26 protein-coding genes are annotated in these 24,148 nt (G+C 52.8%); 9 read left to right on the top strand and 17 right to left on the bottom strand.

Features of this window, described 5'->3' with window-relative positions:
* Window positions 1–188 precede the first annotated feature (188 nt).
* Window positions 189–2,324, top strand: a complete 2,136-nt coding sequence (locus WN16_RS23480) for an ornithine decarboxylase (protein ID WP_044700851.1) — start codon at window positions 189–191, stop codon at window positions 2,322–2,324.
* A gap of 51 nt (window positions 2,325–2,375) precedes the next feature.
* Here the strand turns inward: WN16_RS23480 and WN16_RS23475 are convergent, their stop codons facing one another.
* The 4 genes from WN16_RS23475 to mutY form a co-directional block, all read right to left on the bottom strand.
* On the bottom strand, window positions 2,376–3,632 hold the full coding sequence (locus WN16_RS23475) for a nucleoside permease (protein ID WP_003027130.1): 1,257 nt from the start codon (window positions 3,630–3,632) through the stop codon (window positions 2,376–2,378).
* A gap of 211 nt (window positions 3,633–3,843) precedes the next feature.
* Window positions 3,844–4,929, bottom strand: a complete 1,086-nt coding sequence (mltC, locus tag WN16_RS23470) for a membrane-bound lytic murein transglycosylase MltC (RefSeq protein WP_049001609.1) — start codon at window positions 4,927–4,929, stop codon at window positions 3,844–3,846.
* Window positions 4,930–5,015: 86 nt separating this feature from the next.
* On the bottom strand, window positions 5,016–5,285 hold the full coding sequence (locus WN16_RS23465) for an oxidative damage protection protein (RefSeq protein ID WP_003027126.1): 270 nt from the start codon (window positions 5,283–5,285) through the stop codon (window positions 5,016–5,018).
* A gap of 27 nt (window positions 5,286–5,312) precedes the next feature.
* A complete protein-coding gene (gene mutY, locus WN16_RS23460) occupies window positions 5,313–6,365 on the bottom strand; it encodes an A/G-specific adenine glycosylase (protein WP_044700888.1) in 1,053 nt (350 codons plus the stop codon).
* 160 nt (window positions 6,366–6,525) lie between these two features.
* Here mutY and trmB point away from each other — a divergent pair, with 160 nt between their 5' ends.
* The 4 genes from trmB to ansB all read left to right on the top strand — a co-directional run bounded on the left by trmB (window position 6,526) and on the right by ansB (window position 9,575).
* The gene (trmB, locus tag WN16_RS23455; RefSeq protein ID WP_044700848.1) at window positions 6,526–7,245 is read left to right on the top strand and encodes a tRNA (guanosine(46)-N7)-methyltransferase TrmB; all 720 of its coding nucleotides are present in this window, start codon (window positions 6,526–6,528) and stop codon (window positions 7,243–7,245) included.
* A complete protein-coding gene (locus WN16_RS23450; protein WP_003027115.1) occupies window positions 7,245–7,571 on the top strand; it encodes a YggL family protein in 327 nt (108 codons plus the stop codon). The genes trmB and WN16_RS23450 overlap by 1 nt, the downstream gene beginning before the upstream one ends.
* 49 nt (window positions 7,572–7,620) lie before the next feature.
* Window positions 7,621–8,340 carry a DUF2884 domain-containing protein gene (locus tag WN16_RS23445; protein WP_032950065.1) on the top strand — a complete coding sequence of 240 codons (720 nt, stop codon included), beginning with the start codon at window positions 7,621–7,623 and terminating at the stop codon, window positions 8,338–8,340.
* A gap of 188 nt (window positions 8,341–8,528) precedes the next feature.
* Window positions 8,529–9,575 carry an L-asparaginase 2 gene (ansB, locus tag WN16_RS23440; RefSeq protein WP_044700845.1) on the top strand — a complete coding sequence of 349 codons (1,047 nt, stop codon included), beginning with the start codon at window positions 8,529–8,531 and terminating at the stop codon, window positions 9,573–9,575.
* A 115-nt stretch (window positions 9,576–9,690) separates the two neighbouring features.
* Here ansB and hemW read toward each other — a convergent pair whose 3' ends face one another.
* The 5 genes from hemW to WN16_RS23415 are packed head-to-tail and all read right to left on the bottom strand — an operon-like array spanning window position 9,691 to window position 12,997.
* Window positions 9,691–10,827 (bottom strand): radical SAM family heme chaperone HemW, encoded by a 1,137-nt coding sequence (gene hemW, locus WN16_RS23435; protein WP_003846355.1) that lies wholly within the window; start codon window positions 10,825–10,827, stop codon window positions 9,691–9,693.
* On the bottom strand, window positions 10,820–11,413 hold the full coding sequence (locus WN16_RS23430; protein WP_003027104.1) for an XTP/dITP diphosphatase: 594 nt from the start codon (window positions 11,411–11,413) through the stop codon (window positions 10,820–10,822). Before WN16_RS23430 ends, hemW begins: the two co-directional genes overlap by 8 nt.
* Before the next feature lie 7 nt (window positions 11,414–11,420).
* The gene (yggU, locus tag WN16_RS23425) at window positions 11,421–11,711 is read right to left on the bottom strand and encodes a DUF167 family protein YggU (RefSeq protein WP_003027101.1); all 291 of its coding nucleotides are present in this window, start codon (window positions 11,709–11,711) and stop codon (window positions 11,421–11,423) included.
* The gene (locus WN16_RS23420) at window positions 11,708–12,274 is read right to left on the bottom strand and encodes a YggT family protein (protein WP_044700843.1); all 567 of its coding nucleotides are present in this window, start codon (window positions 12,272–12,274) and stop codon (window positions 11,708–11,710) included. Before WN16_RS23420 ends, yggU begins: the two co-directional genes overlap by 4 nt.
* Window positions 12,275–12,292: 18 nt before the next feature.
* Window positions 12,293–12,997 carry a YggS family pyridoxal phosphate-dependent enzyme gene (locus WN16_RS23415; RefSeq protein WP_003838215.1) on the bottom strand — a complete coding sequence of 235 codons (705 nt, stop codon included), beginning with the start codon at window positions 12,995–12,997 and terminating at the stop codon, window positions 12,293–12,295.
* 17 nt (window positions 12,998–13,014) lie between these two features.
* On the opposite strand from WN16_RS23415, the gene WN16_RS23410 reads away from it, so the two are divergent.
* Window positions 13,015–13,995 (top strand): type IV pilus twitching motility protein PilT, encoded by a 981-nt coding sequence (locus WN16_RS23410; RefSeq protein ID WP_044700841.1) that lies wholly within the window; start codon window positions 13,015–13,017, stop codon window positions 13,993–13,995.
* On the opposite strand, the gene ruvX is transcribed toward WN16_RS23410, so the two are convergent.
* The 8 genes from ruvX to metK all read right to left on the bottom strand — a co-directional run bounded on the left by ruvX (window position 13,992) and on the right by metK (window position 21,244).
* Window positions 13,992–14,408 (bottom strand): Holliday junction resolvase RuvX, encoded by a 417-nt coding sequence (gene ruvX, locus WN16_RS23405; protein WP_006686843.1) that lies wholly within the window; start codon window positions 14,406–14,408, stop codon window positions 13,992–13,994. The two genes, WN16_RS23410 and ruvX, sit on opposite strands and share 4 nt — an antisense overlap.
* The gene (locus tag WN16_RS23400) at window positions 14,408–14,971 is read right to left on the bottom strand and encodes a YqgE/AlgH family protein (protein WP_003027086.1); all 564 of its coding nucleotides are present in this window, start codon (window positions 14,969–14,971) and stop codon (window positions 14,408–14,410) included. The genes ruvX and WN16_RS23400 overlap by 1 nt, the downstream gene beginning before the upstream one ends.
* 175 nt (window positions 14,972–15,146) lie before the next feature.
* Entirely contained in the window at window positions 15,147–16,094 is a 948-nt protein-coding gene (gene gshB, locus WN16_RS23395; RefSeq protein WP_003027083.1) for a glutathione synthase, read from the bottom strand.
* Between the two features lie 19 nt (window positions 16,095–16,113).
* On the bottom strand, window positions 16,114–16,845 hold the full coding sequence (gene rsmE / locus WN16_RS23390) for a 16S rRNA (uracil(1498)-N(3))-methyltransferase (RefSeq protein ID WP_003027080.1): 732 nt from the start codon (window positions 16,843–16,845) through the stop codon (window positions 16,114–16,116).
* 73 nt (window positions 16,846–16,918) lie between these two features.
* Window positions 16,919–17,626: a deoxyribonuclease I gene (gene endA / locus WN16_RS23385; protein WP_016150969.1), complete on the bottom strand. Its 708-nt coding sequence runs from the start codon at window positions 17,624–17,626 to the stop codon at window positions 16,919–16,921.
* A gap of 94 nt (window positions 17,627–17,720) precedes the next feature.
* Window positions 17,721–18,218, bottom strand: coding sequence for a SprT family zinc-dependent metalloprotease (locus tag WN16_RS23380; protein ID WP_003838223.1), 498 nt, complete (start codon window positions 18,216–18,218; stop codon window positions 17,721–17,723).
* Window positions 18,219–18,295: 77 nt separating this feature from the next.
* On the bottom strand, window positions 18,296–19,690 hold the full coding sequence (gene galP, locus WN16_RS23375; RefSeq protein ID WP_003027074.1) for a galactose/proton symporter: 1,395 nt from the start codon (window positions 19,688–19,690) through the stop codon (window positions 18,296–18,298).
* Window positions 19,691–20,089: 399 nt separating this feature from the next.
* Window positions 20,090–21,244: a methionine adenosyltransferase gene (metK, locus tag WN16_RS23370; protein ID WP_003027071.1), complete on the bottom strand. Its 1,155-nt coding sequence runs from the start codon at window positions 21,242–21,244 to the stop codon at window positions 20,090–20,092.
* 418 nt (window positions 21,245–21,662) lie between these two features.
* On the opposite strand from metK, the gene WN16_RS24675 reads away from it, so the two are divergent.
* The 3 genes from WN16_RS24675 (at window position 21,663) to speA (ending at window position 24,008) form a co-directional block, all read left to right on the top strand.
* Window positions 21,663–21,800, top strand: a complete 138-nt coding sequence (locus tag WN16_RS24675) for a hypothetical protein (protein ID WP_269147429.1) — start codon at window positions 21,663–21,665, stop codon at window positions 21,798–21,800.
* Between the two features lie 91 nt (window positions 21,801–21,891).
* A complete protein-coding gene (gene yqgB / locus WN16_RS23355; protein WP_003027062.1) occupies window positions 21,892–22,023 on the top strand; it encodes an acid stress response protein YqgB in 132 nt (43 codons plus the stop codon).
* 8 nt (window positions 22,024–22,031) lie between these two features.
* On the top strand, window positions 22,032–24,008 hold the full coding sequence (gene speA / locus WN16_RS23350) for a biosynthetic arginine decarboxylase (RefSeq protein WP_003027059.1): 1,977 nt from the start codon (window positions 22,032–22,034) through the stop codon (window positions 24,006–24,008).
* The last annotated feature ends 140 nt before the right edge of the window (window positions 24,009–24,148 follow it).

Here is a 24,148-nt window from a genome sequence, read left to right as displayed (position 1 = left end):
TTCACGCTCCCACCATGCGGTGAGGGCAGCGTACGCTCACTGCAGGATAACAGTAAGATCAGAGACTATCTGCTTTTACTGATGTCTGGCGGTCGGGGCTGGTAACCAGTTTGACCCGTCATTTCGTGGGCAAAGCAATGCGGCTTTGCCCGGGACTTTTGATTTTCCCGAAACGGGTTATTGCGCTTATGAAATCAATGAAAATTGCCGCCAGTGGTGAACTGGCTTCTCGTCTTTCCAGCCATCGCCAGGTGGTTGCGCTGGACAGCACCGATTTTACTGACGTCGCGGCAGTCGTCATTACCGTTGCGGACAGCCGCAGTGGGATCCTGGCTTTGCTGAAACGCACTGGTTTTCATATACCGGTGTTTTTGTTCGCAGAGTCTGATGTCGATGTACCTGCGGGCGTTAACGCGGTGATTCGCGGTCAGGCTCAGGACTGGCTGGAGCTGGAGTCTGCTGCCTGTCAGTATGAGGAAGAATTGCTGCCGCCGTTCTATGACACGCTTACCCAGTATGTCGAAATGGGGAACAGCACGTTTGCCTGCCCGGGGCACCAGCACGGTGAGTTTTTTAAGAAGCATCCGGCGGGCCGACATTTCTATGAGTTCTTTGGCGAGAACCTGTTCCGCGCGGATATGTGCAACGCTGACGTTAAGCTGGGCGATCTGCTGATTCATGAGGGATCAGCGAAACATGCGCAGAAATTTGCCGCGAAAGTTTTTCACGCGGATAAAACCTACTTTGTGCTGAACGGAACCTCTGCGGCGAATAAAGTGGTCACCAACGCGCTGCTGACGCGCGGCGATCTGGTGCTGTTTGACCGCAACAACCATAAGTCCAACCACCACGGTGCGCTGATCCAGGCAGGCGCGACGCCGGTTTATCTGGAAGCGGCGCGTAATCCGTTTGGCTTTATTGGCGGTATTGACGAGCACTGCTTTGATGAGGCGTATCTGCGCCAGCAACTGCGTGACGTTGCGCCGCACAAGGCTGACCAGCCGCGCCCGTTCCGTCTGGCAATCATTCAGCTTGGTACCTATGACGGTACGATCTACAACGCCCGGCAGGTGATCGACAAGATCGGTAGCCTGTGCGATTACATCCTGTTTGATTCTGCCTGGGTTGGCTACGAGCAATTTATTCCGATGATGGCCGATGGGTCACCGCTGCTACTGGAGCTCAATGCTGACGATCCGGGGATCTTTGTCACCCAGTCGGTACACAAACAGCAGGCCGGATTCTCGCAAACCTCGCAGATCCACAAAAAGGATAACCATATTCGTGGTCAGGCGCGATTCTGCCCGCATAAGCGTCTGAACAATGCGTTTATGCTGCATGCTTCCACCAGCCCGTTTTACCCGCTGTTTGCGGCGCTGGACGTGAACGCCAAAATACATGAAGGCGAGAGCGGTCGTCGGCTATGGGCGGAGTGTGTGGCGCTGGGGATCGAGGCTCGTAAAGCGATTATTGCCCGCTGTAAGATGATTCAGCCGTTTATTCCTCCGGTAGTTGATGGTAAGCCGTGGGAAAGCTATCCGACGCAGGTGATTGCCAGTGAGCGCCGCTTCTTTAGCTTTGAACCGGGTGCTAAATGGCATGGTTTTTCCGGCTACGCGCGCGACCAGTACTTCGTTGATCCCTGCAAGCTGTTGTTAACTACTCCGGGCATTGATGCGCAAACCGGGCAATATACTGAGTTTGGTATTCCGGCGACGATTCTGGCGCATTACCTGCGTGAAAACGGCATTGTTCCGGAGAAATGCGACCTTAACTCGATTCTGTTCCTGCTGACCCCGGCAGAAAGCACCGAGAAACTGGCGCAACTAGTGGCGATGCTGGCGCAGTTTGAGCAGCATATTGAGGACGATACGCCGCTGGCAGATGTGCTGCCCACCATCTTCAACAAGTATCCGGTACGCTATCGGGATTACACGCTGCGTGAACTGTGTCAGGAGATGCACGATTTATACGTCAGCTTTGATGTGAAGGATCTGCAAAAAGCGATGTTCCGACAGGAGAGTTTGCCTGCCGTGGCGATGAACCCGCAGGATGCCAACAGCGCCTTTATCCGTGGTGATGTCGAACTGGTGCGTATTTGTGATGCCGCAGGTCGCGTTGCGGCAGAAGGTGCGCTGCCATATCCTCCAGGCGTTCTGTGCATGGTACCGGGCGAAATCTGGGGTGGGGCGGTGCAACGTTATTTCCTGGCGCTGGAAGAGGGTGTTAACCTGCTGCCGGGCTTCTCGCCGGAGCTGCAAGGTGTTTACAGTGAAACGGATGCAGACGGTATTAAGCGTCTGTATGGATATGTTGTGAAGTAAGCGCAAAAAAACGGGTTACCTTTTGGCAACCCGTTTTTCTCTGCGTAAACGTTAGTGCGCGATAGTTTGGGTGCCTGCCGGAACGCGTACGTGTTTATATTTAAACAGCGCCACGAAGGCAAAAGCCAGAACCAGCGAGTAACCTGCGAAGATCAGCCACACGGTCTGCCAGTCGGTAATACCGTTCAGCGTATAGTGTTCAACTACTTTACCGCTCACCAGTCCGCCCAGAATACAACCGAAGCCGTTGGTCATCATCAGGAACATACCCTGTGCGCTAGCGCGGATTTCAGGGCGAACTTCTTTCTCCACGAATACCGAGCCAGAGATGTTGAAGAAGTCGAAGGCGCAGCCGTAAACAATCATCGACAGAACCAGCAGCACGGTACCGAACGGTGTCGGATCGCCGTAGGCAAACAGGCCGAAACGCAGCATCCACGCCACAATACTGATAAGCATTACATTCTTAATACCGTAACGGCTCAAGAAGAACGGGATGGTCAGGATAAACAGTGTCTCGGAAATCTGCGAGATCGACATCATCACCGAGGCGTGTTCAACGATGAAGCTGCCGGAGAACAGCGGGTTGTTATCGAAGCTGTGCAGGAAGGTATTACCGAACATATTGGTAATCTGCAGCTCCGCGCCCAGCATCATTGAGAAGATGAAGAAAATCGCCATGCGCTTGTTTTTAAACAGCGCGAAAGCATCCAGGCCCAGCATGGACGACCAGCTCTGGTTTTTCTGCTGGTTAGCCACCGGAATATGCGGCAGCGTCAGCGTGAACAGCGCCAAAACAACGGACAGCGTTGCACCGATATACAGCTGCATATGACTCAGCTCGAAGCCGGAGAAGCTCACGCCCCACATCGCCATGATAAAGCCGATAGTGCCCCAGATACGGATTGGCGGAAAGTCCGTTACGATATCCATCCCGGCTGACTGCAGGCGATAGTAAGAAATGGTGTTGATTAACCCCAGCGTTGGCATATAGGCCAAAGAGTTAAGCAAGATCACAAAGAACATCGCGCCTGGGGTGGTGACTTCGGCTGCGGCGAACAGCGTTGCTGCACCGACCAGGTGACAAATGGCGTACACCCATTTCGCACTGATCCATTTGTCGGCCACGATCCCTAACAGCGTAGGCATAAACACGGCGGCGATCCCCAGCGAGCTATACACTGCGCCAATGGATGCACCATCGAATTTTAGGGTGACAAACATATAGGAGCCGAGGGTAGTGAGCCAACTACCCCATAAGCAGAACTGCAGAAACGAGAGCACTTTCAGCTGCAGCTTAAGATTCATGTTAATTTCCTCACACCGTAATGCGGATGAATGTTTTAAAAGGCACATTTGCCGGGGCTTGATGATGTGATTCTATCAACGAGGGACACTCTTTTTTTGTTACCTGTGACAAATATTTGCAAACAATTTCTGATTGCAAAGCAAAAGAGTGATGGAGTTAACACTTTGCCCTCTTCCGGGCCCCGTTTACCGGGGCAGAAGAGGGGATATATTAGCGGCGTCGATATGATTTTTGTGCGGAATTGACCTTGTAAAGGTATCGGCGTGATTCAGCCGACGGATGTCGGGTAGTCAGCGTTTGATAAACGTCCCCCGGGGTCATGCTGTTGATAATATTCGCGGCCTGGATTTTATCGTTCGAGAAAACGCGCAGTACGCTGCCCGCACCGCCGTTATATGCCGTGATCACCGCGTAGCGACGGGACGTTGGATTATCAATGCCGCCTAAATAGACATTGTTGAGCATAGCCAGATAGGCGGTACCGGTATCAATGTTGCTGGCCGGGTCAAACAGGAAGCTACGGCTCGGTGTGCCGGAGCGCCCTTGCGAGCGAAACACATCTTTCCCGGCGCTGTGCTGTACCACCTGCATCAGTCCCAGCGCATCGGCATGGCTGACCGCATATGGGTTAAATGAGGATTCGGTTTGCATGATGGCCAGAATCAGTGACTCATCGACGCCATACTTACGCGAAGCCTGACGCACCATGCCGACGTATTTATGCGCGCGCTTATCAAGGTGGTTCGGTACCAGGTTGATCGTCACGCTATAGATGATGCGAATACCATTGCTGCGGCTTTTCAGGCGTGTTTTCAGCAGATAGTCAGCGAAATTGGTGGCACGCCCCTCCCAACGAATGGGCTGGCCGGTATTATCGACCACCTGCCCGTACAGGAATGGCTCTTTGGAAATCTTAATGTCGTCGACATCGGAATAGAGATCGATAGAACCCGGATCATCCCCCATCAGCAATGTCTTGATAATCGCCCGACGCAGGTGTCCGGCGGGATCTGTCCCGGCAATGGTCTCGACGGTTATCGTACCGTCATCAAAGTTGATATGGCTGCGGGTTTGATACTGATCGGTATACTTTACGTAGTCCTTTGGACCCGCAATCAGCACTTCCTTAAATCCCCACAAATTCTCAATGTTATGGGCAAATTGCCCCATCAGAATATCAAAACCGTTGGTATCCTTGACCCAGGCTTCGTTATAGGAATCGCCTTTTTTGGTCGAACTGGAACAGGAGATGAGCAACGGCGCAATAACGGCAAGCGCGAGAAATTTTTTCATCATTCCGGGAGTGCGTGTTGTGTTTGTTATTTGCAAGGACCAGAGTAAATCGTAGGCCGGATAAGCGCAGCGCCATCCGGCAACGGTTCTTAAGACTCTGGTGTATAGCCTTCAATATGCACGTCTTTGCCTTCAAACAGGAAGTTGATCATCTCCTGCTCAAGCAGTTTACGATGCTCAACGTTCATCATATTGAGCTTCTTCTCGTTAATCAGCATGGTTTGCTTATGCTGCCATTGCGCCCATGCTTCTTTAGAAATCTCGTTGTAGATGCGTTTCCCCAGATCGCCCGGGTACAGCTGAAAATCCTGGCCTTCTGCTTCGCGTTGCAGGAAAGTGCAAAAAATCGTTCTGCTCATAAAAAATCCTCTCTATCGACCGGTACGTTAAACGTGTGTACCGGCACGTAATTGCTGTAACAAACGCTCCACGGGAGCCGCCAGTCCGACCGACGGCGGTTGCGCTAAGTTATACCAGAGCGCGTTGCCTTCATCCATGCATGAGCCGAATGAAGACACAGGAAGCCACATAGGCACAATGTCTAAGTGGAAATGGCTAAAGGTATGGCGAAACGCATTAAGTTGGGTCAGATTATCTGCGTTAATTTGCCGTTGCGCCAGCCAGTTGCGCAGTCCATCTTCGCCGTCAAACTGTGGAAAACAGTATAAACCACCCCATAAGCCGCTGGGCGGTCGCTGTGCGAGCAGCACTTCGTCATTATGCTGCATCAGTAAAAAATAGCCCGTTCGTTCCGGCAGCGTTTGCTTGGGTTTTTTACCCGGGTACAACGCCCAGCTTGCATTGGCGCTGGCCACACAGCCATTTTCCAACGGACACAGCGAACATTTAGGTTTTGAGCGCGTACAGACCATGGCGCCTAAATCCATCATCGCCTGATTAAAACGCTCAACGCCATGGGCGGGCGTCACCTGCTCGCTCAACTCCCACAGCTTCTTTTCGACCTCTTTTTTACCCGGCCAGCCGCTTACAGCATAACAGCGAGCCAGCACGCGTTTGACGTTACCGTCGAGAATCGGAAAATGCTGACCCAGAGAGAGGGAAAGGATCGCGCCTGCGGTTGAGCGACCGACGCCAGGTAGGGCGGCCACCTCATCAAAAGTTTGCGGAAATATACCGCTATGCAGCGTGACAACCTGCTGCGCGGCTTTATGCAGATTACGCGCTCGGGCGTAATAACCCAGCCCGGTCCACAAATGCAGAACCTCATCCATCGGCGCATGGGCTAAATCCGTTACCGTTGGGAAGCGCGCCATAAAGCGTTCAAAATAAGGGATAACGGTCGCAACCTGAGTTTGTTGCAGCATTACCTCAGAGAGCCATACTTTGTAAGGCGTCTTATCAATTTGCCAGGGCAGCGTTTTCCGCCCGTATTTGTCGTACCAGCTCAAAACCTGAGCCGAGAATTGAGACGCTTGCATGATTACCGTTTCATTATTGCCGGGGGCAAGATTGCAGCACAGCGGCAACGGGGTGTAAACCGGAACTTTCCGCTGCTCACTTTCTTCCTTTACTTGCATCCGGCAACTAACTTTGGATAATGCCCGTTTTCAGAACTCAAACACAGCAGACTAAACTTTTATGAAGAACGACGTCATTTCACCGGAATTTGATGAAAACGGCCGCCCTCTGCGCCGGATTCGTAGTTTTGTTCGTCGCCAGGGGCGACTGACGAAAGGGCAGGAGCACGCGCTGGAAAACTACTGGCCGGTGATGGGCGTTGAGTTCAGCGAAGAGCCTGTAAATTTCGCAGAACTGTTTGGCCGTGATGCGCCAGTCACGCTGGAAATCGGTTTTGGTATGGGAGCGTCGCTGGTCGCAATGGCGAAAGCGCGTCCGGAACAGAATTTCCTTGGCATTGAGGTTCACTCGCCGGGCGTTGGTGCGTGTCTGGCTTCAGCCCATGAAGAGGGTGTCGAGAACCTGCGCGTCATGTGCCATGATGCCGTTGAAGTCCTGCATAAAATGATTCCTGACAATTCTTTATCTATGGTTCAGTTGTTTTTCCCTGACCCGTGGCATAAAGCACGTCATAATAAACGCCGTATCGTTCAGGTACCGTTTGCTGAGCATATCTTATGTAAGCTGAAGCTGGGCGGCGTATTCCACATGGCAACCGACTGGGAAGCTTATGCGGAACATATGCTGGAAGTGATGTCCTCCATTGACGGGTATAAAAACCAGTCCGAGAGTAACGATTATGTACCGCGCCCACAATCGCGCCCGGTAACCAAATTTGAACAACGTGGTCATCGTCTTGGCCACGGCGTATGGGACTTAATGTTCGAGAGGGTGAAATAATGGCAAAGAACCGTAGCCGTCGTCTGCGTAAAAAGATGCACATCGAAGAATTCCAGGAAGTAGGGTTTTCGGTTGCATGGCGTTTCCCGGAAGGTACATCTGGAGAGCAGGTCGATCAAATCGTTGATGACTTTATCAATGAAGTTATCGAACCGAACAAGCTGGCTTTTGACGGCAGCGGCTATCTGGCCTGGGAAGGTCTGATCTGTCTGCAGGAAATCGGCAAATGCACCGAAGAACACCAGGCAATCGTGCGTAAATGGCTGGAAGAGCACAAACTCGAAGAAGTGCGTACCAGCGAACTTTTCGATATTTGGTGGGACTAAGTAGCACAGGGTCGGCAAATGCCGGCCCGATTTGTCTTGAGGGAAAGATATGATGCGCAAAACGCTGCTGGCGGCAGTCCTAACGTTCACGGCGATGGCCGCACATGCAGATTACCAGTGCAGCGTCACCCCGCGTGACGATGTGATTTTGAGCCCACAAACGGTGCAGGTGAAGGGCGAGAACGGCGACCTGATTATTACCCAGACCGGCGATGTCACCTTCAACGGTAAACAGTACAGCCTGAACGCCGCACAGCGTGAGCAGGCCAAAGATTATCAGGCGGCGTTGCGTAGCAGCCTGCCGTGGATTGACGAAGGTGCCAGAGCGCGCGTAGAGAAAGGTCGCGTGGCGCTGGATAAAATCATCGCCAAAGAGGTCGGTGAAAGCAGCAACATGCGTGGCCGCTTAACCAAGCTGGATGCGCAATTGAAAGAGCAGATGAACCGTATCATCGAGCATCGAACTGATGGCCTGACCTTCCATTATAAGGCGATTGATCAAGTCCGCGCGGACGGACAACAGCTGGTTAATCAGGCGATGGGCGGTATTTTGCAGGACAGCATCAACGAAATGGGGGCCAAAGCTGTACTCAAAGGCGGTGGTAATCCGTTGCAGGGCGTGCTTGGTAGCCTTGGTGGCTTGCAAACCTCAATTCAAAACGAATGGAAGAATCAGGAACAAGACTTCCAACAGTTTGGCAAAGATGTTTGTGCCCGCGTCGTGACGCTGGAAAACGATCGTAAAACGCTGGTTAGCACTCTGAAATAATCTTCACCTCTTTTTAACGGCGCAGAAACATTCTGTGCCGTTTTATTTTGTATATTTCTGTTTTTTTGATATCCATCTCTAAGAATGACAATTTGATGGAGATATAAATCTGGTTAATTGGAACTCGTCACATTATTCATCTGTAGGATAGACATAATGCTGCAAATTCAAGTAACTGGAGAAATAACATGGAGTTTTTCAAGAGAACGGCACTTGCCGCACTGGTTATGGGTTTCAGCGGCGCGGCGCTTGCACTGCCAAACATCACCATTTTAGCGACCGGTGGGACGATTGCCGGCGGTGGTGATTCCGCGACAAAATCTAACTACACGGCAGGCAAGGTTGGCGTAGAAAATCTGGTTGAGGCCGTACCTCAGTTGAAAGATATCGCTGTCGTTAAAGGCGAGCAGGTGGTGAATATCGGCTCCCAGGATATGAATGACGAAGTCTGGTTAACGCTGGCCAAAAAGATTAATACCGAGTGTGATAAAACCGACGGCTTCGTGGTGACACATGGTACGGATACCATGGAAGAAACCGCCTATTTCCTCGACCTGACCGTCAAGTGCAACAAGCCGGTCGTGCTGGTCGGCGCCATGCGTCCATCTACGGGTATGAGCGCTGATGGCCCGTTCAACCTGTATAACGCAGTGGTAACTGCCGCAGACAAAGCCTCTGCCAACCGCGGAGTGCTGGTGGTGATGAACGACACCGTTATGGATGGTCGCGACGTGACTAAAACTAACACTACCGACGTTGCTACCTTCAAATCCGTTAACTACGGCCCGTTGGGTTACATTCATAACGGTAAAATCGACTACCAGCGTACGCCTGCGCGTAAGCACACCACGTCTACTCCGTTCGATGTTTCTAAGCTGACCGAGCTGCCGAAAGTTGGGATTGTTTTCAACTATGCTAACGCCTCCGATCTGCCGGCAAAAGCACTGGTAGATGCGGGTTACGCAGGGATCGTTAGTGCAGGTGTAGGTAACGGTAACTTGTATAAAACCATTTTCGATACGCTGGCAACCGCCGCGCATAAAGGTACCGTTGTGGTGCGTTCATCTCGTGTACCAACGGGTGCCACCACGCAGGATGCAGAAGTTGATGATGCAAAATACGGATTTGTGGCTTCAGGTTCCCTGAACCCGCAAAAAGCACGTGTTCTGCTGCAGCTTGCGCTGACTCAAACCAAGGATCCTAAACAGATCCAGGAAATGTTTAATCAGTATTAATGACTGAAGGTGGCTGCGCTCATCGACCTAACCCTGTAGGCCTGATAAGCGCAGCGCCATCAGGCAATTTGCCGGATGCGGCTCAAGGCCTTATCCGGCCTACATCGTTACCGTATTACTCCGCCAGAAACAGCTCCAACAGAGAGTTCAAAAACAGCTTACCGTGTTGAGTAATCTGCCAGTATTCATCGCATTCGCTCAGGTAGCCCTGGGAAATAGCCTCATCGATTTGTCGACGAATAACGTCCTCGGTAAGTCCGGTATATTGTCTGAACTCCGCGCGAGGCGCGGCCTCAAGCAACCGGAAACGGTTCATAAAGAACTCGAACGGCTTATCGGCTTCGGCGACATCACGCTGGCTTTCGAGATAACGCCCTTGCATGTAGCCACGCGGATGCCGCGTTTTGGTGGTACGCAGAATGTGCCCGTCCGGGAACGTAATTTTGCCATGCGCGCCGCAGCCAATACCGAGATAGTCGCCAAAACGCCAGTAATTAAGGTTGTGCTGACACTGATAGCCCGGCTTTGCATAGGCTGAGGTTTCGTACTGTTGATACCCGGCGGCGGTCAGCAACTGGTGGCCTTGCTCAAAAATATCCCACAGCGCATCATCGTCTGGTAAAACAGGCGGTCGGGAACCGAACAGCGTGTTGGGTTCGATGGTCAACTGATACCAGGAAAGATGCGGTGGGTTGAGCGCGATGGCCTGCTGTAAATCGCCCAGCGCCTCTTCCAGCGTCTGATCTGGCAAACCATGCATCAGGTCGAGGTTAAAGCTGCGTAGCCCCAGACCGCTCGCCAGGTGTGCTGCTCGTTTGGCTTCTTCCGGCCCGTGAATACGTCCCAGACGCTCGAGTTTGGCGGAGCTAAAGCTCTGTACGCCAATCGAGATACGGTTTACGCCAGCGCGTTGATAATCAACAAAGCGATCGGCTTCCACCGTCCCGGGATTCGCCTCCATTGTGATTTCTGCATCTGCGGCCAGATTCAGCCGTGCACGCACGCCGTCGAGCAGCGTTTGCATTGCCGGGCCAGAAAGCAGGCTCGGCGTACCACCACCGATAAAAATTGTCTTTACTTCCCGCCCCTGGGCGTGGGCCACCTCAGTATCCAGATCGCTCAGCAGGTGCTGAACATAGTCGTCATGAGGAACCTCGCCCTTAAGCGCATGCGAGTTAAAGTCGCAGTACGGGCATTTCTGCACGCACCAGGGGATGTGAATATAAAGACTTAGCGGCGGAAGGTTAACCATTGCGCAGGGCATCCAGCAGCAGCTTCAGTGCCTGTCCGCGGTGAGAAATCGCACTTTTTTCTTCGCGGGTCAGCTCAGCAGCTGTTTTTCCTTCGGACGGCACAAAAAAGATTGGGTCGTAACCAAAACCACCGTTTCCGGCCGGTTCACGGGTAATCACGCCCGGCCAGCTTCCGTGGCACACTAAAGGCGTGGGATCGTCCGCATGGCGCATATACACCAGCACGCAGTGGAATTGCGCCTGACGCTGGTCATCCGGGACATCCCGCAGGGTGTGCAGCAATTTTTCCAGGTTCTGCTGATCGGTCGCATCTTCGCCGGAATAGCGGGCTGAATAGATACCCGGCGCGCCGCCAAGGGCATTTACTGCCAGGCCGGAGTCATCAGCAATGGCTGGCAAACCCGTAATTTGCGCGGCATGACGCGCCTTCAGAATGGCGTTCTCAATAAACGTCAGCCCGGTCTCTTCTGCAGAATCAACACCTAGATCCGTTTGGGCAACAACATCAAGACCGAAATCACTCAGAAGAGAGGCGAGTTCACGCACTTTACCGGCATTGCCGGTCGCGAGGACAACTTTTTGCATGGGATACCTAATCAGTTAGCGCCGCAATTTCGGGCGGGATCTGTTGCGGATGAATAATTTTAACCTGTTTGTGCCGACCAAGCTCGCCCTTCTCAATAACGACCTGGCTTTTCGCTACGCGGAACTGTTTGCCGAGAAACTTCACCAGATGGCTGTTGGCTTGTCCATCGACCGGCGGGGCGGTAATGGCGACTTTAACTTCGTCGCCATGTAAACCCACAATACTGTCACGGCTGGCTTTCGGCTGAATATAGAGCCGTAAAACCAGACCGTCGTCGCAGGGTGTAACGGCACTCATAGCGCCATCCACAGCCCCGGCAGCAGTATGTTGCCTGTCGCCTGTAACACTTCTGCGATACCCATGTTAATGACATAGAGCAGCATAACCAGAATCATTGGGGAGAAATCGATCCCGCCCATGCCTGGAAGTATGCGACGGATAGGACGCAACAGCGGATCCGCCAGTTGAATCAGCACGTACTCCACCGGGCTGCGACCCTGGCTGACCCAGCTCATAATCGCCATTACCAGCAGCACCCAGAAAATCAGCAGCCCAATGGTCTTCAGGACAATCAGCACGGCGGCGATCCAGATGATCGGCTGGAACGTTACCACCTTAAACAGCACGATGGCTTTGATAAAGCTGAGAACGAGCGCGACTAATGCTGATGCGCTGTCAATGGGCCCCATCGGAGGAATAATACGGCGTAACGGCCCAATAATGGGCTGAGTGATTTTCACAATAAACTGCGAGAACGGGTTGTAGAAATCGCAGCGAGACCATTGCATCCACACGCGCAGCAGCAGCGCCATGGTATACAGCTCAATTACCGTTGAGAGCAGGAAGGTCAACGTATTCATGGTGTTCCTTAATTTTCCTTATTTTTTAGTGTAATCACGAGCACCAAAAATGGCAGTGCCGATGCGCACCATCGTGCTACCCGCCGCGATAGCGGCATCCATATCATCAGACATCCCCAGCGAGAGCGTATCGATATTTGGATAGCGTGTTTTCAACCCGGCAAATGCTACAGCCATTTGCTGTGCAACTTCAAACTGCCTTACATAATCTGACTCAGGAGCGGGAATAGCCATCAAACCACGCAGGGTAATGCGCGGCAGCGCAGCGACTTCAGCGGCCAGGGCATCAAGCTCTGCCAGCGGAATCCCTGACTTACTGTTCTCATCGCTGATATTAATCTGGATCAGCACATTCAGCGGCGGCAAGTCTGCCGGGCGCTGTTCGCTCAGACGGGCAGCGATACGTAGACGGTCGATCGTATGGCACCAGTCAAAGTGCTCGGCGACCAGACGACTTTTGTTGGACTGCAGCGGGCCGATAAAGTGCCACTGCAGATCGTTGACGCCTTTTTCCTGAAAGTAGCGGATTTTATCCACCCCTTCCTGGACATAGTTTTCACCGAAGGCACGCTGCCCTGCGGTAATGGCTTCTTCGATGGCGCTCGCAGGTTTGGTTTTGCTGACTGCAAGCAACATAACTTCTTCTGAAGACCGCCCGCAACGCGTCGCGGCGGCTGAGATTTTGTCCCGGACATGTGCCAGGTTATGCGCGATATCGTTCATTTTCCGAGGATGTTCATATGAATATGGAAGAAATAGTGGCCCTTAGTGTAAAGCATAACGTGTCGGATCTACACCTGTGCAATGCATGGCCCGCGCGTTGGCGCAGGCGTGGAAAAGTCGAAAGCGCACCGTTTACCACGCCTGACGTAGAGAATCTGCTGATGTGCTGGCTCAGTGAGCAACAACAGGTACAGTTGCAGGAGCAAGGGCAGATTGATTTTGCCGTTACCCTGACGGACTCCCGGCGGCTGCGCGCCAGCGCATTTGTCCATCAGCAGGGAACCTCGCTGGCGCTAAGACTGCTACCGCTGGATTGTCCTCATTTAGACGATCTTCAGCCTCCCGCGGTCATACCTGAACTGCTTCACAGTGAAAATGGGTTGATTCTGGTGACAGGCGCTACCGGCAGCGGTAAATCTACGACCCTGGCGGCGATGGTGGAGTATCTTAATCAGCATATTGAGGGGCACATTCTGACGTTGGAAGATCCTATTGAATATCGCTACACCAGCCGACGTTGTCTGATTCAACAGCGGGAGGTGGGCGCACATTGCGCCTCTTTCTCCGCCGGTTTGCGCGGTGCGCTACGCGAAGATCCCGACGTTATTTTGCTGGGCGAGCTGCGCGACGTGGAAACCATTCGGCTGGCATTAACGGCGGCGGAGACCGGACATCTGGTGCTGGCAACGTTACATACGCGAGGTGCGGCGCAGGCCATCGCGCGGCTGGTGGATTCCTTTGCAGCAACAGAGAAAGATCCTGTGCGTAACCAACTGGCAGACAGCCTGCGGGCGGTTCTTTCGCAAAAACTTGAGGAGGATAAGCAGGGGGGACGCGTGGCGCTATTCGAACTACTCGTCAACACGCCCGCCGTGGGCAATTTGATCCGCGAAGGGAAAACGCATCAGCTACCCGGCGTGATTCAAACCGGGCAGCAGACAGGTATGCAGACGTTTGCACAAAGTTTGCAGCAGCGACAGGCGCAGGGGCGGCTTTAATATCCCTGCTCGAAATAGCTTTCCAGGATAATAACGGCAGAAGCGGAGTCCACTTTGCCTTTATTCAACGCCCGGTAACCGCCTTGCTCAAACAGGCCTGAACGGGCTTCGACGGTGCTCAAACGTTCATCGTGCAGCGTTACGGTTACGCCAAAGCGACCATGAATGCGGTTAGCGAATTTACGTGCGCGCGCGGTAAGGGGCTGTTCGGTGCCATCCATGTTGAGTGGCAGGCCGACAATGATTTCATCCGGTTGCCACTCTTTCAGCAGGCGTTCAATCAAATTCCAGTCTGGCGTACCGTCCTGTGCTTTGATGGCGGGCAATGGCCTGGCCGTACCGGTAATGCGCTGACCCACGGCGACGCCGATACTTTTCGTACCAAAATCAAAAGAGAGTAATGTTCCGCTCATCATGCGTGTCCCGCCACGCCGGGCATGGTCTGAATATCTATCCCGATAAGCTTCGCCGCATCGCGCCAGCGGTCGGCAATCGGTGTTTTGAATAAGATGTTGAGATCGGCAGGGGCCGTAAGCCAGGCGTTATCCAGTAACTCTTGTTCCAGTTGGCCCTTTTCCCATGATGAATAACCCAGCGCAACCAGCACTTCGGACGGTTGTTCCTGCGTACCCAGGGTTTCTAATACATCGCGGGAGGTTGTGATGATGGTGTTATCAGAAATGCGAATACTGGACGCAAAGCGCGACGGTGGGGTATGAAGTATAAATCCACGGTCTTCTGCCAGCGGGCCGCCGAGCATCACGGGCTTATCCAGACGAATGGCCGGATCGCGTTCTTCTGGAGTAATCTTCAGCTTTTCCAGAATCCCTTCAATTTGTAAGTTTTCCAGAGGCTTATTGACGATAATCCCCATTGCTCCGTTCTCATTATGTTCGCAGATATACACCACGGAACGGCGGAAAATTGGATCCTGGAGAGCAGGCATGGCAATTAGAAAGTGATGCTGTAAATTCATTGTCAGAGGTTCTGTTTCCTGGTTCAAAAAAGCAACAGCGCCCAGTATGTGGGCAAAGTGCGAAGATGTCACCCTCTGAAAATAGCTTGCCGGATGTCGGCTTTGCCTAATCCGGCCTACGGGGTGCAATTGTAGGCCGGATTAGACGCGAAATCGTCGCCATCCGGCAACGTATTTACTTCTGCAGACGGGCCTCAATGGCATCCATCAGCATACCGGTAATCGAAACCGGGAACTCCGCTTCAATTTCACGAATACAGGTTGGGCTGGTGACGTTAATTTCCGTCAGACGATCGCCAATGATATCCAGACCGACAAAAATCAAACCTTTCGCTTTCAGCGTTGGCCCAATGCGACGGGCAATTTCCCAGTCACTGTCGGTTAATGGACGCGGCTCGCCACGACCACCTGCGGCCAGGTTGCCACGGGTTTCGCCGCCCTGCGGAATACGCGCCAGGCAGTAAGGAACGGGTTCGCCATCGACCACCAGCACGCGTTTATCGCCGTCTTTAATGGCTGGCAGATAGTTCTGCGCCATGCAGTAGCGGGTACCGTGCTCGGTCAGCGTTTCCGCAATAACGCCAAGGTTCGGATCGCCTTCCTTCACGCGGAAAATAGAGGCCCCGCCCATGCCGTCCAGCGGTTTGAGAATGATGTCGCTGTGTTTTTGCCAGAAGGCTTTCAGCTGCGCTTTATTACGCGTGACCAGAGTTTCCGGCGTCAGATCGGCAAACCATGCGGTGAACAACTTTTCGTTGCAGTCGCGCAGGCTCTGCGGTTTGTTGACGATCAGCGTTCCTTTCTCTTCTGCACGTTCCAGAATATAGGTCGCGTAGATGAACTCGGTATCAAACGGCGGATCCTTACGCATCAGAATAACGTCCAGGTCTGCCAGCGGGAGATCCTGTTCGCTCTTGAACTCATACCATTTGTCGTAGTTCTGCTCTACGCTCAGGGTACGCGTATGGGCGCGGGCTTCACCGTTGATCAGATAAAGATCGGCCATCTCCATATAATGAATTTCGTAACCGCGGCGTTGCGCTTCCAGCAGCATAGCGAAACTGGAATCTTTCTTGATGTTGATGCTTGCGATGGGATCCATCACGATGCCGAGCTTGATCATGTTCTTCTCCGTTTATGCCTTAGCCCAGATCGCCAAAACGCACCTGAAGCGCGGTAATGGCGGTGAGCGCAGTTGTCTCAGTACGCAGAACGCGAGGTCCTAACAGAATATCAGTAAACTGATACCGTGCGGTCATGGCAATTTCATCTGCCGACAACCCACCTTCCGGGCCAATCAGCAAGCGGATGCGCTCCACCGGGAGCGGCAGCGTGTTAATGCTGGCGCTGGCGCGAGGATGCAGATTGAGCTTCAGTCCTTCGTCCTGTTCTGCGCACCATGCTTCCAGATCCATTGCCGGGCGAATTTCAGGCACCCGATTACGACCGCACTGTTCGCAGGCGGCAATAGCGATTTTCTGCCACTGCTGGAGCTTCTTGTTCAGGCGTTCATTGTCCAGTTTAACGCCGCAACGCTCAGAAAAAAGTGGCGTAATGAGGCTTACACCCAGTTCAATCGATTTCTGGATAGTAAATTCCATTTTTTCACCGCGCGACATTACCTGGCCCAGGTGGATATGCAACGGTGATTCCCGATCGTCGAGTTCAGCGTTAAGCACCTTCACTTCCACGCTTTTCTTACTGGCATGGGTAATTTCGGCGTCGAATACCTGATTGCTGCCATCAAACAGCTGTAGCGGCTGGCCTGGCCCCATACGTAGTACGCGGCCGATATGGTTGGCAGCATCTTCACACAGTGAAATTTGGCTACCGGAAGCGAGTGGCTCTGGGTGATAAATGCGAGGAATGCGCATAGTTAAACATCCGCGTCATGGCCCTGGGCTGCAACAGGCAGGGCATGGTTAAAAATATTGCCGCTAGTGTAGGTTAGCTCTTTTGCGCCTGGCAAGCGCGTTGCACATAGGGGTTATGATTCCCCTGTACCTTCGCGATGCGTTCGTCGCGCTCACACTCCCAGTCGGTGACCGGATACTGCTTATTCCAGGCATTAAAAAGCTGGGTTTGCTGGCGAGAGAGCGTCAGGTTGTATTGGTCGCGCATATAAAAATAGGTACGCGCGATGGCGCCACGGGCGCGGGCAGGCGGCTCGGCAACTTTCTCTTTGAAATCAACCTTCATCGCGCACTGTCCATACTGGCCTTCGCCACCGTTCCACTGGCTGTACATGAAGTTAGCGCGATCGCCATTCACTTCACCTACCGCAGGCTGCAGGTTATGCATATCGCTTTCCATTTTGCGATAGACCGGATCTTTAGCGCAGTTTTTACGCCCTCCGTCCTGCCAGCACTGACGCTGATGACCAAACTGCCAGGCGGGGACAACGTGCTCCCATTCAATTCGACTGGCGCGGTTTTCGTTTTTTCGCACTTTATAGCCGCAGGATTCGAGGTCCACGACCCCTTTTTTGCCTTGCCAGTTAATTTTACAACCGCAGTAGAAATCGCCTGGTGCATCGGCGTTAACTTTGACGCCCGCCGCTTTTGCCTGAGAAAAACTGTTGATGCCTTCGGCTAAAGCCGGGCCTGAAAATGCTGCGGCTAACAAGGCCGCAGCAAAAGAAAAATTACGGTACATCACGAACTCCGTGTCAAAACGAGCCCGCAACGTAGCGAAAGTCATTCCTGTATGCAATCAGTTAGATCAGAAAAGTTCCTGATAATTCTGAAGATTATTCTGCAATCAGTGGTTCGCCGCAGTGAACGCAGCGGTAGGTGGCTTCGCCGCGTATCACGCGGTTATGGCGGCGTACGGTCAGTTGGTGTTCCTGACACTTGCAGCGGTAAGTAAAGGTCTTACGCTGCACGGATTGCAGTTCGAACTGATGCGTACGTCGGGCTGGCACGCCCAGCACGCTTTCCATCATCCATTTCCACTCTTTGCCGTGCGGCGGCACGCGGCCAAAGTATTTCCACACCAGTAAATGCGCCAGTTCATGGGGCACCACTTCGTTAACGAACGCGTCAACGTTCTCCATCAGCAGGACGGGATTCAGACGAATTTCGTAGGTTTGTAGCCACGCGGTACCCGCGGCGGTTCCGCGCTGTTGGTAAACCAGCTTTGGCTCCGGGTAATTGCGTTCGAGCTTGAGGTTGGCCTGAGCGAGCTTTTCCCGCAGGCTGCGCATAACGGCTTGCTGGATGGCGATAGGGAGACGGGAGGTTTTCATAGCGCCAGAGGATAGTGCGACAGGGAAGGGACTGCAAGAGGAAGGCTTCCTCCCGCGGGGGAGGAAGCTTTTCGTGATTAGTCGTGTGCGCCAATTTCGCGCAGTTTACGACCTTTCATCAGGTTACGTTCAATGTGTTCCAGAGAGACATTTTTAGTTTCAGGTATCAGCCACAGGGTCAGGAAGATGAACAGGACGTTCAGACCACCGTAGACCCAGAAAGTATTGGCGCTGCCCAGCGAGTTCAGCATCGTCAGGAAGGTTGCACCGACGATCATATTGGCAATCCAGTTGGTTGCGGTAGAGCAGGTGATACCGAAATCGCGGCCTTTCAGCGGTTGGATTTCAGAGCACAGAACCCAAATCAGCGGACCGGCGCTCATGGCAAAGCCAACGATAAACATCAGCAGCATCAGTACAGCGAAGTATTGCGCGGCCGCCGAGTGAATACCCACGTGCATCATCGTACCCAGCACGCCCATACCGACGGCCATGACGATAAAGCCGAGGATCAGCGTAGGCTTGCGGCCCCAACGGTCAACCAGGCCAATGGCGATAAAGGTTGCCAGCACGTTGGTCAGACCGACGATAACAGTCCCCCACATCTGCTCAGTGGTGTTGGTGTAGCCCGCCAGCTCAAAGATTTTCGGTGCGTAATACATAATGACGTTCATCCCGGTGAACTGCTGCATCACCTGTAACAGGACGCCAAGGAATACCGCGCGGCGGAAGTTGCTGTTTTCTTTAAACAGCGCCCAGCCGCTCTGCTTCACCTGCAGACTTTCACGAATTTCATCCAGCTCGCGTTTGGCTTCTGCGCTGGTATCACGCAAACGCAACAGAACACGTTCAGCATCGACAAAACGACGTTTAGCAGCAAACCAGCGTGGGCTGTCCGGCAGGAAGATAACGCCAACCAGCAGCAGCAGGGCAGGGATGATGATCACGCCCAGCATCCAGCGCCATGCGCCGCTGTAGCTAAACGCCGTATCGGAAAGATACGCACCCAAAATACCGATGGTGATCATCAACTGATACATAGAGATCATGCTGCCACGAATTTTTTCCGGGGCAATTTCAGACAGGTAAAGCGGCGCGGTATAAGACGCAACGCCTACCGCAAGGCCGAGCAGCACGCGGGAAACCAACAGCACTTCAACGTTTGGTGCCGCGGCGGAGAACAGTGAACCGGCAACAAACAGGATTGCGCCGATCATCAAACTCTTTTTACGCCCCAGTTTGAAGGAGAGCCAACCGCTGCCGACGGCACCCACGGCAGCACCAAACATCATCGAACTCACCACCCATTCCTGAGTGTGGGGGGTAATTTGGAACTCATCGGTGATGAAGGGTAAAGCACCGGCAATAACACCGATATCCAGGCCAAAAAGTAATCCAGCCAGGGCTGCAAGAAAGCAGACAAAAAATGTCATGGCTTTGTTGGAACGCCCCGTTTTTTTATTGTCAGGCATGATGCCCTCCGGTTGGGTAGCTAGTTTTGTTGATGTTAAGGGTAGGTGAGTACGGGGTAAAAAAATGAGAATCACATCACATTAGTGTAATCGGTTACACTGGCATTCACATGGATTATCAGTTACTTCATTGAAAAATAACGCTATTCATTTAGCGTGAATAAAGTTAATTGTCTGAATTTAAGATAATGCTGAAATATAATGTAACACTGATGCAATCATAGGGGCGAAGAGAAGTTAATTCAGTTTGGGTTGAGGTGCTGTGGTATGTAATCGCTTTCATTTGTTGTTTACAACAAGGGAGGTTAGCGTAGCTTTGGCTATGGGGTATGGAAGAGAAAAGGACATAAAAAAGACCAGCGCGAGGCTGGTCTTCATAAGCGTTGAACCGTGAGGGAATTACTTCAGACCGGCAGCTTCACGCAGCAGAGCGGCTTTGTCGGTTTTTTCCCATGGGAAATGTTCGCGACCAAAGTGACCGTAAGCAGCGGTTTCTTTGTAAATCGGGTGCAGCAGATCCAGCATCTGAATCAGGCCATACGGGCGCAGGTCGAAGAACTCGCGCACCAGCAGGGTCAGTTGCTCAGAAGGCACTTTTTCAGTACCGAACGTTTCCACCATGATAGAGGTCGGTTCAGCCACGCCGATTGCGTAGGAAACCTGAATCTCACAGCGATCAGCCAGACCAGCGGCAACAATGTTTTTCGCGACGTAACGGGCTGCATAGGCTGCGGAACGGTCAACTTTAGACGGATCCTTACCAGAGAATGCACCGCCGCCGTGACGCGCCATGCCGCCGTAGGTATCAACGATGATTTTACGACCTGTCAGTCCACAGTCGCCCATTGGACCGCCGATTACGAAACGACCGGTTGGGTTGATGAAGAACTTGGTCGAAGCAGTCAGCCATTCAGTAGGCAGTACCGGCTTGATGATCTCTTCCATAACGGCTTCTTGCAGCGATTTCTGATCGATGTCTTCAGAGTGCTGAGTCGACAGAACAACCGCATCAATACCGACGATTTTGCCGTCGTCATACTGGAAGGTAACCTGGCTTTTTGCATCCGGACGCAGCCAGGATAAGGTGCCGTTTTTACGCACTTCAGCCTGACGCTGCACCAGACGGTGAGCATAGGTGATCGGGGCTGGCATCAGTACGTCGGTTTCGTTGGTTGCATAACCAAACATCAGACCCTGGTCGCCTGCACCCTGTTCCAGCGGATCGGCGCGGTCAACACCCTGGTTGATGTCCGGAGACTGTTTACCAATTGCGCTCAGTACCGCACAAGAGTTGGCGTCAAAACCCATGTCGGAATGCACATAGCCAATTTCGCGCACCGTGTTGCGGGTGATCTCTTCGATGTCGACCCATGCGCTGGTGGTGATCTCACCGCCAACTAAAACCATACCGGTTTTGACGTAGGTTTCGCAGGCAACGCGTGCTTTCGGATCCTGCTCGAGGATTGCGTCCAGTACGGCGTCAGAGATTTGGTCAGCGATTTTGTCAGGATGCCCTTCTGATACGGACTCGGACGTAAAAAGGTGTTTTGCCATATTTAATTTCACCTAAGGAGAATTTGGTTAGCTCAAACTGTCGAGTGGAATAGCCATGTGTAGAAGATTCTACCATGAGTCTGCAGATGACGGACACTGGCAGTCTGAGTGTTAATCGGTATAGATGGATTAACATCTGGACGGCTATTTTAGGACAGTTCTTCGCCTGATTTCCAGCTTTTTTTGATTGAGGTCGCATTGTACTGAAAATGTAACTGGAAATTTTTCCTGACGGTGCTGGCAATGCGCGCATTTATCTTTTGCTTTTTGACTTCCTTATGGGTATAAAACGCGGCGCGCGGCTCATACAAAAGCACACGACGTTTTCATCGTGTTGCCACTTCCAGCCGGGTTAAGACTTTAGCTTTGGCTTGTGGGTTCGTTCCGTAAGGAGCAACCGTGGAGGTGATACGAGATAATGAACCGTTGTATTCTGCTGAATCTGTCGCACCGTTCTGGTGTACATATGTTCCCCGCAATCTGCATCTTGCATACCTGCCGATGTTATACCCATCTCGGCGCTTCTCAGGACTCCAGGGCCGGTAACGGTCACTAAGAACTGAACAAGGGCGCTCTTGGTAAACAAGAGTTTTCTCGTGGTTTCGCCGAACCGTCAGCATTAAGTTCGGTTACGTGTTTACATTGATATGAAAAAGAAACCGGTCGCACAGTCGGAGCGTCAGCACTATCTGCTGCAAATTCTGCCTGTATTTGGGTTGTTATCGCGTCTTCGGATTGCGATAGTAGTCAACTGTTTTACACTTGTTAATAAAATTTGAGGTTCGCTATGTCTGACGACATTTCTTTGGGTTCGCCTTCGTCAGCAGGCGAACACGGTGTACTACGCTCCATGCAGGAGGTTGCAATGAGTTCCCAGGAAGCCAGCAAGATGCTGCGTACTTACAATATTGCCTGGTGGGGTAATAACTACTACGACGTCAATGAACTGGGCCACATCAGCGTGTGCCCGGATCCGGACGTACCCGAAGCGCGCGTTGACCTTGCTGAGTTGGTGAAAGCCCGTGAAGCGCAGGGCCAGCGTCTGCCTGCATTGTTCTGCTTCCCGCAGATCCTGCAACATCGTTTGCGTTCGATTAACGCCGCGTTTAAACGAGCCCGTGAATCTTACGGTTACAACGGTGACTATTTCCTCGTTTACCCGATCAAGGTCAACCAGCATCGTCGCGTGATTGAATCGCTGATCCACTCCGGCGAACCGCTGGGGCTGGAAGCTGGTTCCAAAGCTGAATTGATGGCCGTTCTGGCCCATGCCGGAATGACCCGTAGCGTGATCGTGTGTAACGGTTATAAAGACCGCGAATATATCCGTCTGGCGCTGATTGGCGAGAAGATGGGCCATAAGGTCTATCTGGTCATCGAGAAGATGTCTGAAATCGCTATCGTGCTGGATGAAGCTGAACGGCTGAATGTCGTTCCGCGTCTGGGCGTGCGTGCGCGTCTGGCGTCGCAGGGCTCTGGCAAGTGGCAGTCCTCCGGCGGTGAGAAATCAAAATTCGGCCTGGCGGCAAACCAGGTGCTGCAACTGGTAGAAATTCTGCGCGAGCGTGGTCGTCTGGACAGCATCCAGTTGCTGCACTTCCATCTCGGCTCCCAAATGGCGAACATTCGTGATATCGCCACCGGCGTACGTGAGTCGGCGCGTTTCTACGTTGAGCTGCACAAGCTTGGCGTTAATATCCAGTGCTTCGACGTGGGCGGTGGTCTGGGCGTAGATTACGAAGGTACCCGTTCGCAGTCTGACTGTTCCGTAAACTACGGTTTGAACGAATACGCCAACAACATCATCTGGGCTATTGGCGACGCCTGTGAAGAACACGGTCTGCCGCATCCGACGGTAATCACCGAGTCTGGCCGCGCGGTAACCGCGCACCATACCGTGCTGGTATCTAACATTATCGGCGTTGAGCGTAGTGAACACACCGAAGCTACACCTCCGGCTGACGATGCGCCACGTGCCCTGCAAAGCATGTGGGAAACCTGGCAAGAGATGCATGAACCGGGAACCCGTCGTTCGCTGCGTGAATGGCTGCACGACAGCCAGATGGATCTGCACGATATTCACGTTGGGTACTCTTCAGGCACCTTTAGCCTGCAGGAGCGTGCGTGGGCAGAGCAGCTGTATCTGAACATGTGCCATGAAGTGCAGAAACAACTCGACCCGAGCAACCGTGCGCACCGTCCGATTATCGACGAGCTGCAGGAGCGTATGGCGGATAAGATTTACGTCAACTTCTCGCTGTTCCAGTCGATGCCGGATGCGTGGGGGATCGATCAGCTGTTCCCGGTAATGCCGCTGGAAGGGTTGAATCAGGTGCCTGAACGCCGCGCGGTGCTGTTGGATATCACCTGTGACTCTGATGGCGCTATCGACCACTACGTTGACGGTGATGGCATTGCGACCACCATGCCGATGCCGGAATACGACCCTGAGAACCCGCCGATGCTGGGCTTCTTTATGGTGGGTGCCTACCAGGAGATCCTCGGCAACATGCACAACTTGTTTGGTGATACCGAAGCGGTTGACGTGTTCGTCTTCCCTGACGGCAGCGTAGAAGTTGAGCTGTCCGACGAAGGGGATACCGTGGCGGATATGCTGCAATACGTGCAGCTGGATCCGAACACCCTGCTGACGCAGTTCCGTGACCAGGTGAAAAACACCGATCTGGACGCTGAGCTGCAACAGCAGTTCCTCGAAGAGTTTGAAGCCGGTCTGTACGGTTATACTTATCTGGAAGATGAGTAACGATAAATGTCAGGTGGCGCTGCGCTTACCGTTCCTACGAAAGTAGGCCGGATAAGGCAAAGCCGCCATCCGGCAGTCGGAATCCGCGGGGGCAGCATTTGTGGCACTCACTTGAATCCGTACAAAATAACGGCGATAAT

The organism is Citrobacter sp. ABFQG, from assembly GCF_004322975.1.
In the GTDB taxonomy this organism is placed as follows: Bacteria; Pseudomonadota; Gammaproteobacteria; order Enterobacterales; family Enterobacteriaceae; genus Citrobacter; species Citrobacter freundii.
Note: the sequence above shows the minus strand (reverse complement) of the source record. Positions and strands in the feature narration are given on the sequence as shown.

What these genes read in the sequence shown, in the direction of transcription:
- WN16_RS23380 (WP_003838223.1), bottom strand. Translation starts at nt 18,218, where the DNA reads ATGAAAACCTCCCGTCTCCCTATCGCCATCCAGCAAGCCGTTATGCGC.
- hemW (WP_003846355.1), bottom strand. Translation starts at nt 10,827, where the DNA reads ATGGTTAACCTTCCGCCGCTAAGTCTTTATATTCACATCCCCTGGTGC.
- rsmE (WP_003027080.1), bottom strand. Translation starts at nt 16,845, where the DNA reads ATGCGCATTCCTCGCATTTATCACCCAGAGCCACTCGCTTCCGGTAGC.
- WN16_RS23400 (WP_003027086.1), bottom strand. Translation starts at nt 14,971, where the DNA reads ATGAATTTACAGCATCACTTTCTAATTGCCATGCCTGCTCTCCAGGAT.
- trmB (WP_044700848.1), top strand. Translation starts at nt 6,526, where the DNA reads ATGAAGAACGACGTCATTTCACCGGAATTTGATGAAAACGGCCGCCCT.
- ansB (WP_044700845.1), top strand. Translation starts at nt 8,529, where the DNA reads ATGGAGTTTTTCAAGAGAACGGCACTTGCCGCACTGGTTATGGGTTTC.
- metK (WP_003027071.1), bottom strand. Translation starts at nt 21,244, where the DNA reads ATGGCAAAACACCTTTTTACGTCCGAGTCCGTATCAGAAGGGCATCCT.
- WN16_RS23420 (WP_044700843.1), bottom strand. Translation starts at nt 12,274, where the DNA reads ATGAATACGTTGACCTTCCTGCTCTCAACGGTAATTGAGCTGTATACC.
- yggU (WP_003027101.1), bottom strand. Translation starts at nt 11,711, where the DNA reads ATGAGTGCCGTTACACCCTGCGACGACGGTCTGGTTTTACGGCTCTAT.
- WN16_RS23450 (WP_003027115.1), top strand. Translation starts at nt 7,245, where the DNA reads ATGGCAAAGAACCGTAGCCGTCGTCTGCGTAAAAAGATGCACATCGAA.
- WN16_RS24675 (WP_269147429.1), top strand. Translation starts at nt 21,663, where the DNA reads ATGAACCGTTGTATTCTGCTGAATCTGTCGCACCGTTCTGGTGTACAT.
- mutY (WP_044700888.1), bottom strand. Translation starts at nt 6,365, where the DNA reads ATGCAAGCGTCTCAATTCTCGGCTCAGGTTTTGAGCTGGTACGACAAA.
- yqgB (WP_003027062.1), top strand. Translation starts at nt 21,892, where the DNA reads ATGAAAAAGAAACCGGTCGCACAGTCGGAGCGTCAGCACTATCTGCTG.
- ruvX (WP_006686843.1), bottom strand. Translation starts at nt 14,408, where the DNA reads ATGAGCGGAACATTACTCTCTTTTGATTTTGGTACGAAAAGTATCGGC.
- WN16_RS23465 (WP_003027126.1), bottom strand. Translation starts at nt 5,285, where the DNA reads ATGAGCAGAACGATTTTTTGCACTTTCCTGCAACGCGAAGCAGAAGGC.
- gshB (WP_003027083.1), bottom strand. Translation starts at nt 16,094, where the DNA reads ATGATCAAGCTCGGCATCGTGATGGATCCCATCGCAAGCATCAACATC.
- WN16_RS23445 (WP_032950065.1), top strand. Translation starts at nt 7,621, where the DNA reads ATGATGCGCAAAACGCTGCTGGCGGCAGTCCTAACGTTCACGGCGATG.
- endA (WP_016150969.1), bottom strand. Translation starts at nt 17,626, where the DNA reads ATGTACCGTAATTTTTCTTTTGCTGCGGCCTTGTTAGCCGCAGCATTT.
- WN16_RS23430 (WP_003027104.1), bottom strand. Translation starts at nt 11,413, where the DNA reads ATGCAAAAAGTTGTCCTCGCGACCGGCAATGCCGGTAAAGTGCGTGAA.
- mltC (WP_049001609.1), bottom strand. Translation starts at nt 4,929, where the DNA reads ATGATGAAAAAATTTCTCGCGCTTGCCGTTATTGCGCCGTTGCTCATC.
- galP (WP_003027074.1), bottom strand. Translation starts at nt 19,690, where the DNA reads ATGCCTGACAATAAAAAAACGGGGCGTTCCAACAAAGCCATGACATTT.
- speA (WP_003027059.1), top strand. Translation starts at nt 22,032, where the DNA reads ATGTCTGACGACATTTCTTTGGGTTCGCCTTCGTCAGCAGGCGAACAC.
- WN16_RS23475 (WP_003027130.1), bottom strand. Translation starts at nt 3,632, where the DNA reads ATGAATCTTAAGCTGCAGCTGAAAGTGCTCTCGTTTCTGCAGTTCTGC.
- WN16_RS23415 (WP_003838215.1), bottom strand. Translation starts at nt 12,997, where the DNA reads ATGAACGATATCGCGCATAACCTGGCACATGTCCGGGACAAAATCTCA.
- WN16_RS23480 (WP_044700851.1), top strand. Translation starts at nt 189, where the DNA reads ATGAAATCAATGAAAATTGCCGCCAGTGGTGAACTGGCTTCTCGTCTT.
- WN16_RS23410 (WP_044700841.1), top strand. Translation starts at nt 13,015, where the DNA reads ATGAATATGGAAGAAATAGTGGCCCTTAGTGTAAAGCATAACGTGTCG.